Origin of the sequence: Priestia sp. BR_2 (genome assembly GCF_041954005.1) — a bacterium.
Taxonomy (GTDB): domain Bacteria; phylum Bacillota; class Bacilli; order Paenibacillales; family Paenibacillaceae; genus Paenibacillus_AQ; species Paenibacillus_AQ lautus_A.
On record NZ_JAVFHM010000128.1, the window covers coordinates 67,833 to 79,930 of the forward strand.

Sequence of the window (12,098 nt, forward strand, 5' to 3'; positions counted from 1 at the left end):
AGCTGTGGCATGTTGAGACTGAAATCCAAAAAGATTATCCAAGTCATGCTTTGCTTTATCGTAATTTTCACTGCGGTATTTGTTATTAATCCCAGTAAAGCAGAAGCTATCGGAGACAGCAGGATGTTTCAACATCCTAAAAATCCAAACATCTATTATTTTGTTGGTATGGTTTACTATGACACATGGAGTGATTCTGCTGGTAAATGGTCAACAACAAAACCGCCAGGATCCGTTACAGATGTGGATGGTTTTGATTATATGTTTGAATTTAATTCATCTCGCAAAATAAAAGATGTTCGTGTAAGCAAGTTCGATTACTACCGTGAATATGGGGATGAAATTTGGGAAAAATCTCGATCAGTTGAGATGGCACAGAATCCAAAATCGTACTATGAAAGATCAACTTCTACAAGTTATTCGCTCACAGACCGACCATGGACAGGGAAAGGGACTAACATAGCGAATGTTCCTGTTTATGTTACTCGGGGGTTGCTTGAAGCTCAAAACCCGGTAAATAGAAGACAGGAAGAAGAACAGAAAGGACAACAATTTGCGCCACTAGTTGAAGGCTGGCGTTACCATTTTCCCACACTGTTTGAAATCGAACTCGAGCCAACAGAAGGTAAAGCAATAATTAAACACTATACAACTAAAGGCCAATCTCTTAACGGTGTCCCTGGATTTACGGATAGGGAAGAAAAGTTAGAGAAGGACCAACCATATGCTTTTACACACACACCGGGGACTGCAGACTACATATATAAAGGGCATAAGAAAAGTACGGTTTCAGCTCCGAGTGGCGGATCACCAACGTCGGGGGATCCAAGTGCATTCACTTATGATGGCACTTTCCCTATTTACTATCTGTATTTCTACTATGAGCCTAAAAAAGATCCACCTCCTCCGCCGACCAATTCATGCACTCCACCGGCGCCAGGAGCTCAGATTAATGGGAAGTACATGGATCCGGTTGTCACCGCCAAGATACTGGCCGATCAACGTGGGAGTGAAATGTTTGATGTTCTGCAGGGGATCCCGACATCCGAGAGCTTGTACGGAAACATATTAGCTCGAAACTATTTATTCCAGAACACCTTCGTTCAAATGTCGGGAACATGTACCTTTGAAGTAAACGTGGAAAAGACATGGACTCTTCGATGGGATCCGAAGAAACCGGGGCCGAATGGACCAGACGGTAAACCAACTGAGGTGCCGGATCCGCAAGAGGATGAAGAGGTAGTTACTCAAAGATATACGGTTGTGCGGCCGTATTCGTATTGGGTGATCGATAACCTAGAAGTGTATAAGATCAACCAAGGTATTTTAAGGAACTATGCCTTACCGGGAGAGCAAATTACCATTAGTCCGCAAGGGTATCAGCCGCCGCAATTTACAACAAATGCGTCTGGAGCGTACTATCCGCCAACACCACCAGATCCTATTGTGGCACCTGCAGGATCTTACGGCGGCAGTCAATTTACAAGTAGACCGTCTCCACCAAGTGAGAATCTGCAAAGTGTTGCCGAGGATGGTGTAAAGAAGGTTGAAGTTACCAATGATGCATTAGTCTTTAATGGGGCAACGATCATGAATCCTGCCCGGACAGCTGAGACAGGACCAAGGCCTGGCAACATACCTGCACCGACTCAGATCGATGAGAATGTGCTGTATAAGCCCAACAACATCATTAGCTCCAGCAAGGTCAATCGAGCCAATACAACGAGTGCCGGCACAATATTTTACGGATTGCTACCTGGCAACATAAACGGCGGCAGCGACCAAGAATTTTCGATTCACCAAATCAACACGGTAACGGTACATACACCCGTTGTGAACTATTCATCGGTTAGTGATGATCGGCCACATAATCAGAAAACAACTCCGAATTATAATAGGGCCGCGTTCATCTTGGATCGACCGTTTATAGTACGAATGCCGACTAATGGGCAGCACACGAACTATCCTGGTTACGGAAATCGAGATTACGCTAAATACTTCCGGACGAAGCAAGTGCGATTCCCTTTTGATACGTATAACAGCAGCCGAACGGTATTTTATCCGAAAGACACATGGATCGATATCCCGGTTAACCAATTGGACACCGAATTTTTCTTGCCGGTTTGGGTTGATGAGGGGAATTACCAAGTATACTTCCGGAACATTGCAGAAAATTCACCACCAGATCTTCCATATCAATACGATGCAAATCTTGATCTGGTGAATCACGTGGCAGCTGATGAAGTATCTGTGGAAGTCATTGGCCGGCTTTACGATTTCCATATAACCGATATCGCAGATTATAAATGGGAATCTGTTTTCCGGACACAACCAGGCAGCACAAATCCAACGGGGATATCCTATTGGGTTGGAACAAAGGGCATTGATGGAGAACCAAGAGGAAATACTCCACAATTCACGTTACCAATCCGGCCAGGAAGTAACCCAATCCAAGGATTTAAAAATGTGGCCGTCAAAACCGGGTATCATTTCAAATTCGATTTCAAGAGCAAGGGTAACATGTTTGGAAAAGAGGATGGTATACGTATAACACCGACATTCCACTTTGTTTCCAAGGACGGGCAATATCGCTTTCCTGTTGATCTGTACTATAAAACAAATTCAAAAAATTTCGTTAAGGTAGGATCTCCAGAAGATCAAGTAAAGCGATATGTCATCTTGAATGAAAGGTTAAGAAATGTACCTGCAGAGGAAATGATCGATACTGCTAACTTCAAATATGATAACTACTTCACGACTGGGCAGCTGGGTTCAATCACAAGACAGCAGTACATCGATCGCTACATTTCAAAAGATACAAAACAAAAGACACCGGTTGGTGGATATGGGCTGATGCTGCTTCCGGAGTATATCCGAACCTTTATCGGGCCAAAAACGAATATCCCACCTTCTGTCAATGTTCAACGAGCCAATGCTGCCATCCAGAAATGGTATGGAGAATACAGCTTGCCGGCAGAGCCATATGTCGTTGAGGCTGGTACGGATCTGGCAGAGTATGCAAGAACCCACGGGGGACTTGATGATAAATCGGCTGTCTTTTTCAAGAATGGTTATATCATTGTGAATTTCAACATTGAATCCATTCGCAATGGTGATCTGAATAATCCTCATCTTCAGTACATTAATGCACCTTTAATGAATCAGTGGCAGCTTGAAGGCTATCAACGATTGGTATTTGACTCCTTCGGCAACCGGTTTAATTTAGAGGATGGAGATGTCGTTTTCTATCATGCCGATCTGTCCAGTCGGAATGATTTCAGCTCACAAGTTCCGCACTAACAATAAGGGAGATCAGGGGGAGGATTTATCCTCTCCTGGACCTCTTGCACTCATTTTTCGAATTAATTTACAATTTCTGTATATTTTTCATTGGTTTTCACGATTTACACACTTTATTTCAAGTTTATCTTGATAAATTCTTGTGATCTTTAAAAAGGAGATTATGCATGAATCCTATGAAAAAGCTGTTATCCAGCAGCTTTATTGCCATGATGTTGATTTCATCTCTTTCTATATTTATTGGTGTCCAACCTAGCTTCGCTGAGAATAAAGCGATCGATCCTAGCCAAGCGCCAAAGGCATCCTTTTGGTTTGCACCAAGTAAAAAAGAAGCACGAGATGGTCTGGGGTACTACCGTGATACAGTAACCCCCGGAGAAACTCGGGAGTACAAATTCTATGTTAAAAATTTACTGAATGAAAAACTAAAATTGAAGATTTACGCGACGGATCCGGTGCCCTTGCAGGATGGAGGAAAGGATTTCGGGGCATATAACGCCGGGGTAACGAATGCAGGGACATGGCTTTATCCTCAAGGTTCAAAAGATATTACACTGGGACCACAAGAAATGCGTGAGTATACCTACCGAGCATCCATACCAAAGGATCTGGCTCCTGGGCAGCACATCGGCGTTGTAGCTGTATCTGAATATAACGAGTTCCAGGGAGAAGGAGTCGAGACCAATATCGAAAACACGACTCTTGCTCCGGACATTGAAAATCAAAACGGGTTATGGGTGGTTATGGATTACAAGATCGATGAAGCCAAACATGCTATGTCGATTAATACATTTACTCATGACTATATCGCATCGGGTGAATCCCGGTTTACCGTTACACTTGAGAACCGTGGGACGATCTTGGAACAACCGACCGGTTATATTGAGGTTCGGGATAGCTCCAAAAAAGTTATTTTTCGAAAAGAGTATGAGGCCGGCTCGATCTACTACGGTACGACAGCCAATATGGTAAGCATCGCGAAAAACCAGTTGTTATTGCCAGGCGATTACGAAGCGTACTTTGAAGCAAACTTTGCTGGGCAAAAGGAATGGAAGCTATTTAAATTCACAGTAACACCAGAAGCTAAAAATGAAGCACAAGCTGCTATGGCACATTACGACAAACTGGAAGTAACGGACGGCATTCCAGATTGGTTGAAATATGTTCTCGTCATCGGTGGGATCCTCATTCTTCTGCTGCTAATTCTCCTATTTTGGTTGCTGGCTAAGCGTAAAAAGGGCGACATTGAGGAACGAATCAAAATGTATCTGGAAAAAGGCCTTACTTTTGATAAGACACGAAAGAAAGTACAACTTGACCAAAAGACATTCACCTTATACGTCGTCAAGCTCGGGTACATACCGGATAGTGAAGAACCTGAGTGGGATAAAACCATTCATACGTGCAAACATGCAAGACGTATTGCAATTGCCATGGTCGAGAATTCATATGTTGGACCTGGCAGCAAAAATGAAATAACGGAAGGCTCTGCATCAACTGAAAACCTGAAAGGGGGTGAGGACGATGTAGGAAAAGGAGCTTAAGCGATAATTGGAAGTCAATTGGGGTGACGGAAGCCAACATGAAAGAAAGCATGATGAAAATAACAGTATTTTGGAGGTCTTGGCACATGGCTAAAGAAAAAGATGTAGAGAGACAAAGGAGTAAATCTGGTAAGGCAAGACGTGTCCTAACCACTGCGCTGGCGGCTGCATTGTTATTACCAAGCGTACTGATACCTGGTAAAAATACGGTCGAAGGTGCTGGTCATGCAAATATAGTCGGCGTTGATTATTTTGCAGATCCAACCATGAACAGAGTGCCTAGGCCAACGTTAGAGCTTAGTGATGGTAGAACCATCTTTATGCGCGATTCTGCATTGGCTTTTCAACCTGAAGATAAAAATGTATTACAAGATTGGGGCACGGACTACATTAAGTATCTTCATTTCAATACAGCCGAGTCTGGTTATGCAGCTAGACTTACAACCTCTGGAGAGTTCTTCGTTCGCAAAGATCAATTTAATGATCCTAGTCGGGCCTTCTCAAAGTGGGCTGAAGGATGGAAAGACTTTGTTTACCTGAACTATGCCGGCGGATACAGTTTCTTCGGTTTAAAAAATGATGGCAGCGTAGTTGCTATAGGTTCGGGAACTTATGGTGAGCTGGGGACTGGAGTTAAGCAGAGCACGTCAGTTCCTATGGAAGTGCTGAATCCGGATACGAACACACCACTAACCGGGGTTAAAAAGATCATTCAGGTCGATCCAGTAAATGTGTTGTTTGTTACCGATTCAGAAATCTATAAGATTGGTCGTGCCTTTGGATCAAGCTCTTTTGATAACGCAAAACCAATCAAGGTCACATCATTGTTTCCAGGTTTTAATGGAGCAGATAGCATTGAAATGGGATATGTCGGTAAAGGAATGCTAGGCACTATTGATACGATAAATTCCAATCCCTATGCAGATGTGTCCCTTCGTTACTTTTTGATTAACGGAAGCTATTATACCTTGACTGATACGTCAACATCTTCGAAATATACGCTTGAAAGTTCAGGCTACTCCGAGATGAATAGCAATAGGCTCTACCCATTTAATGGGGACCCTACAAAAACTGTACGATCGTTATATCAGCAAGAACAAACCAATGGAGGTAGGGTTTATACCGCCAATGCAGAAAATACGTTCTTTGAAATTGAGTCGAATGGAAATTTGGTTACATGGGGATTCCCGATTGATCAAATTGGTTATCAATCCTTTGACCGGTCTAAGTATTCAACGTCAAAAAGCCTCTTAATCCCAAATGCAAGCAAAGTGTCTGTAAATCCTAATGCAGCTATCTCTATCGTTGCCGCTCTAGCAACGGATGGTAATGTCTATGTAGTCGGAAACAACGGTAACACATGGGCAGGTGGACCCAATGTTGGGATAACCGGCATTAGTGGTGTCATTAATGCACCTACTAAATTAACAGGGCCAGATGGTGCGATTGAGAATATAACTGATCTGGCTATGAGCTCAAGTGCAATGTACCTCTTGAAAAATACAGGGGATGTGTATGTCTTTGCGAGAGATACTTCAAACATCTATAAAAACAAATACAACAAAACAACGGGCACGAAATTTGTTGGTTTATTGGAAATTAAACGTGACGTTAACAAGAGTGTAGTTTACGGAATCGATGAAACAGGGGTTCTTCATCTTATTGATGACGTGGGTACTACAACGCCACAAACGGGTGCAACGGGCATTTATCCTCCAGGGTATACTCCGGGGCCGACAACCATTGATAAGCCGACGGAGGGTATGCGTTCAACGGATAAATTCGAAAATACGATTATCACCTTAGAATATCCTGCAGTAGCCAACAAAAAAGAGTACTCCCTAGACAATGGAGCTACTTGGTTGGATTACACGGCTCCAATAACCTTGACGAATAAAGGCATGATTAACGTTAAAGCTCGTGCTGGATTGGATAGCCTGTACAGTGAGATTCTAGATATCTACTTTATGAATAACCCTATTGTCATCCCTGCGGGGTATCCGAAGCTGCTTGAGCAGGACGGGGTACTTACGATCGATACAGGCTCCATTGATTTGAATCGGGTAAAAGTCCAGGTTGATATTGATGGCCAGGTTTCCGATTATACATCTCCCGTTTTATTGCAGGAAGGCGACTATGTCGCAACAGCGATCATTCTAAACCAGAATGGTGAAGAGCTCACAAGAGTAACAGAAAACATTACTGTCGATCCGCCGGCTCCGGGGACGTTAACTGCTCCTGTCGGTACTGTAGGTGATTTGGATGCAAACAATCAAAGACCATTGACAATCGGCTTTAATCCAACACAAGGATCACTGCAAATTCAACATGATGGCGGTCCATGGGTGGACGAGCCTGAAATCTTAAACCAATATAACGGCACATCTGAGGATCCAAGCGCTACAGAGCGTAAATTTACACTGTTTGTCGATAACGTTGTGGATTCTGTTTATAAAGCCCGAGTAACCGATGGAGTTAACTTCAGCTCGGAAACACTTCTAGTTGTGACAGCTCAAGTTTATGACCCTTCTTTCTTCAGAGACATCGATGATAAATTGTTGATTGATTTCTCGAATCTCCCAACAGGGAACTGGTATAAAGAATACTCGGTAGATCAAGGATCTACATATCATGAGTACACTGGACCGATCGATATCGGTGCAGCGCTACCTATCAAGGTCCGGGTTACGGATACTGGATCTGGTCAAGTTCTTATCGAAAAAGAATACATCACGCCAGCTTTAAACGGAACTAATCCAAACCCTAACCCTAATCCTGGTGTTGATCCATCTTGGGGAACTGAAGTAACGGCTGCAGATCAGGAAGCCATTCTAAACGTTATCGGCGGAGGGTTATCTTCCAAGTTTAATGGACTGCTTTTGGATAATATTGAGATACAGACTGTAAACCAATATCAAACCATTAACTCCGTCACTAATACGTTGATTGAAGATAGCTCTGGATCCGGGGATGGCTGGACGTACTCGCTGTCCGTTACAGATTTTGTAAGTGACCCGGTGTTAGACACTGGAATGGGTACTCAGGATCTTGTTGTTAAAATTCCTGCATCTGCCATGAACGTTGATGTAAAATCTGCTAAGGTCCTTGCCGGATCTCCGGATCAGACCGCTAAAGTGGGGAATTACGTCCTCGGATCTCAGAAACAGGCTCTTGCACAAGCCAATCCATTTGAAGGAATGGGTTACTACGACATTCCTATGGACTTTATGTTCCGCGTGCCAAGCACTGTTGAGGTAGTGTCCATGGGCAGTGGAAGTGCTCATCAAGTGGGCGACAAAGTTGGTTTGAGAGTAGGGGTGTACAGATCCTTGTTCACCTTCTCATTGGCCAAAGGGATCTAATGTTCTATGGGGGAACCAGCATAAATGCATGGTTCCCAACCAACTTAACATTCCTACAAAAGAAATGATGGAGGGCAAAACATGAATAAAGGATTTAGAAAACTTCTTCTTGGGACGATGGGGATTTCAGCACTTTTGTTGTCTCTAGGAACTTCAACATTTGCAGCAGATGTAAGCGAACAAAAAGTCGAAGTTGTGGGATCTGGGCTGCGTGCGTTTCAAACTCAAATCAAATTCGATGATATCAGGTTGGATGTCAAGAAAAGCCAAAGCTCTAAGGCTGAGACGACCGTGACGCTCGTTGATGGAAGAGGATCAGATGCTGGCTATACATTAAGCATGAGCTCGACTGATTTTGAAATCGAGAAAAACATAAATGGAACCTTAGAAAAGTTCTACATCCCGGCTTCGGCTGTTGAGGTAACAGCACAGTATAAAGGTCCGGTCACAGGTGCTCCTATCGACTTCAGTCGGGGGCAAGGATCGCTTTCCTCCCAACTCGTACTTTCAAACGCTTCGCAAGCGATTATACAAGCAAAACCATCTTTTGGTGGCGGTACACACCAGTTTCAAATGCGTTATGACTTGAAGCTGCCCCAAACTATAAGTAAGCAGGACGGTACAAAGATCGGGGTACTGCAAGGATCCTATAAAGCATTGTTTACGTATAAAGCAACATCCGGCATTTAATACTGATTGAATCTGAATAAATGCCGCTCAGGATTAACATACTGGGCGGCAAATAATCCTCAGATTGCCATGAAAAACCACATCAAAGGAGTCTAGTCAGAAGTGTTAAGCCAAATCCTAACAGATACTTTATGTCAACTTGTCATTAGTCCGCAGCACACCATGTGCTGTAATTCTGTTAACGTGTGGAACTTACCAACCACACCTTTGAAATCCAAATCTTGTCCAATTCAATGGCGACTTTCTTAACGTTATCTTATACTCCACTTTAAGAAGGGCTGCGTTTGCAGCCTCTTTTATCTTCTTCTAACCACCTAAAAAAGCGAACATATTATCCCTTTTCGTGTTGTGACACGACACGATTTTTGGTATAATAGAACTAGGATAAAAGTAGTGGAGGTAATAGATTTGTTTGGAGACTACATAAGAAAATTACGCACGGACAAGGGAATCACTCAAACTGAGGTTGCTGAAAAAGCAGGTATGCAGATAAGGTATCTCAGCCGCATTGAAAATAATCGGGACAACCCTCCATCAGAAGAGATATTACTTCGATTAGCAGCCGCACTGGATGAAGATCCGCATCAAATGGTGGTGAAGGCTGGCAAGGTTCCATCTGATTTCAAAGAATTGATAACGGAAGACGATGACGTTTTTAGGTATCTTAAGCATAAAGTTGAGGATCGATCTAAAAGTGAGGGATAGAGGATGGCGCATTTTTCTACAGAATACATAGATGAGTTATTATCGCGAGTAGATATGATGGACGTTATGAAAAAACATGGTGTACGTGTTAAAACGGGCAGTGGAGACAACAACTATTATGTTGCAGATTTCTGCTGCGGCAAGACAGATTTCGATAACGGCCGAATAAAAAAAGATACCCAGACTTATAAATGCGAGGCGTGTAAAACAGGAGGCAATGCGATTCATTTTTTGCGAGATGTTGCCGGCATGACTTTTTACGAAGCTGTTAAAGAACTTGCTGATATGACTCATATGGATCTGCCAGAATCCAATGGAAAGGAACAGGAGCTTCAAAAAAGAAAAGAACTGGCCCTTAAATTGGCAGCTGATTTTTATCACAAACAAAATAACTATGATTATTTTTTAAGTAGAGGAATATCGCTGGATGTTCTTAAAAAATATAAAGCTGGCTATGCACCTGGAGGGAGAGTTCTACGTAACTACTTAGAAAGCCAGGGATTCACGAAACAAGAACTGACTGATTTTAAATTACTTAATCAAAAGGGATTAGATAAGTTTTTCTTTCGTGCCATCATCCCAATCTACATGAATGGGAAAGTTGTTGATCTTTACGGCCGCCAAATATCCGAAGGAAAGGGAGTCAGCCATCTTTACCTCTATGGCAATGTTAGTTTCCTAGGAGGTTATGATTTTATAGAATCCGGCAAAATGGTAACCATTTATGAATCATTTATTGATCAGCTTGTGGCTGAGTCCAATGGGCTAACAAATGGGACGAACCCTGGAGGAGCCGGCAAGTTTAATATAGATCATGCTCGTTTGCTGCAGAAGAAGAAAATTGACCGATCCCTTGTTATTTATGATGGGGATAGTGCCGGAAGAGAAGGGGCTTATGAGACCGGTAATATCCTGCACAATTCCAATATTGAAACATGGATTGGTCAACTCCCTGAAGGGAGAGATCCTGCAGATGTTCTGAGCACGGAGGGAGCTGAGGCTTTCCGGAAAATGGTTGATGGCAAGCCGTTTCAGAAAATCCAGATGTATCGAGAGTTGGACAAGTATTCAATTGAGGAGATACAAGCGTACCTGCATGAAAGAGCAACAAATCAATAAATTTTATAAAAAACAACAATATATCGTATGAAAAGAAATTTTAAATAACTCAATCCTTGAGAAAAGGCGGCGATTTTAATGGACTATCCAATATGGACGCTCAGTGGACGATATTGCGGAAAAGTTATAGATGGTCAAGTATACGACGAAGATGGTCATCACGTTGGTTACATCGATGAAGGAAGAATATTTTCCGCAAGAACAGGTAGGGTCGTTGGTGAGTTTTATCGAGAAGATAGAGTAGGATTAAAGACTTCAAAAGTTTATCCGATTAGAGGTGCTAGAGGAATACGAGGATCTAGGGGGTTTGGAAGAAGAGGAAACAAAGGTGGAATAGGCGTAGGTGGCTGGAAAGATCCTGAATTTTAAGCGGATATCTTGGCCAATCTCAGCCACCAACCGGACGGCCAACTACATTGTGTCAATTGTGAAAAACCTGCGAGCGAAGTCAAATCATTACGTACTGGCCGACAAGATTACTAAACGGATTTATAAATTATTCAGAGGAGTGAGTGCAAGTTGTTTTCACGACGGTCAATTGTAGAGAGTTTTAAATTTAGAGACTTTAGGTACCATAATGATATAAATGAATTTGCTTTGTTGTATGGCCTTGAAGATGCGGCCGGGGAAGGTGGGGTACAAGCGAAGGCAAATAACATGATGGAACACCTGATTAAGACCAACGATAAAACATTGGTTACAGAAGTTATTACAGATTTATTAAATAGAAGTTTGCAGGGATATAGAAGGTTAAAAGAATACGCTTTGGAAGAAGAGTCATTCGAAACCGATTACCCTGCCTTGAATCGAGCACTTAAACAAGATGGGTTTAATGTAGTCGACTATCAGTTGATACGTCAGCTTCCTGTATCAGTGGAAGTATCGGGTAATCAGGATGAATTATTTATGCTGCTTATTAAACATAAATTGGATACACCCAGGGGACATCTTGAACAAGCATTAAATTCTCATTCAATCGGGAATTGGGCAGCTGCTAACGCACAATTAAGAACATACATGGAAGGGCTGTTCGATGAGCTTTGTGACCGTGTTTTTGGTGTTGACCCCACTATATCAAGTAACGCAAAGCGTGTTAAATTAGGGACAACAAATCCTCCTCTTCTTGATCCTATTTTAAATGAGGCATCCTCTGATGGGAAAAATTTTATAAATGGTCTAATGAAACGATTACACCCTCAAGGGGCTCATGCTGGCCTATCTAGTTCAGAAGACAGTACATTTAGACTTCATTTAGTGGTGCTCACATCAGCATATTATCTGCGGAAATTCGATCAAGGAATATCTCGTATCTAATTTAACTTTAGATTGCTGTAGTATAGATCAACTCTGAAATTATTGATTTCAAGTTAAAATATTT

8 protein-coding genes are annotated in these 12,098 nt (G+C 42.4%); all 8 read left to right on the forward strand.

Annotated elements, in window-relative coordinates:
* The first annotated feature begins 9 nt into the window (after positions 1 to 9).
* Entirely contained in the window at positions 10 to 3,300 is a 3,291-nt protein-coding gene (locus RB298_RS04940) for a DUF5704 domain-containing protein (RefSeq protein ID WP_486046146.1), read from the forward strand.
* 167 nt (positions 3,301 to 3,467) lie between these two features.
* The gene (locus RB298_RS04945; protein WP_486046148.1) at positions 3,468 to 4,844 is read left to right on the forward strand and encodes a COG1470 family protein; all 1,377 of its coding nucleotides are present in this window, start codon (positions 3,468 to 3,470) and stop codon (positions 4,842 to 4,844) included.
* A gap of 86 nt (positions 4,845 to 4,930) precedes the next feature.
* Entirely contained in the window at positions 4,931 to 8,206 is a 3,276-nt protein-coding gene (locus RB298_RS04950) for a hypothetical protein (protein ID WP_486046150.1), read from the forward strand.
* Positions 8,207 to 8,287: 81 nt separating this feature from the next.
* Positions 8,288 to 8,896: a WxL domain-containing protein gene (locus tag RB298_RS04955; RefSeq protein WP_486046152.1), complete on the forward strand. Its 609-nt coding sequence runs from the start codon at positions 8,288 to 8,290 to the stop codon at positions 8,894 to 8,896.
* Between the two features lie 408 nt (positions 8,897 to 9,304).
* Positions 9,305 to 9,601 (forward strand): helix-turn-helix domain-containing protein, encoded by a 297-nt coding sequence (locus RB298_RS04960; RefSeq protein ID WP_486046154.1) that lies wholly within the window; start codon positions 9,305 to 9,307, stop codon positions 9,599 to 9,601.
* A gap of 3 nt (positions 9,602 to 9,604) precedes the next feature.
* Positions 9,605 to 10,720, forward strand: a complete 1,116-nt coding sequence (locus tag RB298_RS04965; RefSeq protein WP_486046156.1) for a CHC2 zinc finger domain-containing protein — start codon at positions 9,605 to 9,607, stop codon at positions 10,718 to 10,720.
* Between the two features lie 78 nt (positions 10,721 to 10,798).
* Entirely contained in the window at positions 10,799 to 11,089 is a 291-nt protein-coding gene (locus RB298_RS04970; protein ID WP_486046158.1) for a hypothetical protein, read from the forward strand.
* A 150-nt stretch (positions 11,090 to 11,239) separates the two neighbouring features.
* A complete protein-coding gene (locus RB298_RS04975) occupies positions 11,240 to 12,034 on the forward strand; it encodes a hypothetical protein (protein ID WP_486046160.1) in 795 nt (264 codons plus the stop codon).
* Positions 12,035 to 12,098: the final 64 nt, after the last annotated feature.

What these genes read in the sequence shown, in the direction of transcription:
- RB298_RS04965 (WP_486046156.1), top strand. Translation starts at nt 9,605, where the DNA reads ATGGCGCATTTTTCTACAGAATACATAGATGAGTTATTATCGCGAGTA.
- RB298_RS04950 (WP_486046150.1), top strand. Translation starts at nt 4,931, where the DNA reads ATGGCTAAAGAAAAAGATGTAGAGAGACAAAGGAGTAAATCTGGTAAG.
- RB298_RS04970 (WP_486046158.1), top strand. Translation starts at nt 10,799, where the DNA reads ATGGACTATCCAATATGGACGCTCAGTGGACGATATTGCGGAAAAGTT.
- RB298_RS04940 (WP_486046146.1), top strand. Translation starts at nt 10, where the DNA reads ATGTTGAGACTGAAATCCAAAAAGATTATCCAAGTCATGCTTTGCTTT.
- RB298_RS04955 (WP_486046152.1), top strand. Translation starts at nt 8,288, where the DNA reads ATGAATAAAGGATTTAGAAAACTTCTTCTTGGGACGATGGGGATTTCA.
- RB298_RS04945 (WP_486046148.1), top strand. Translation starts at nt 3,468, where the DNA reads ATGAATCCTATGAAAAAGCTGTTATCCAGCAGCTTTATTGCCATGATG.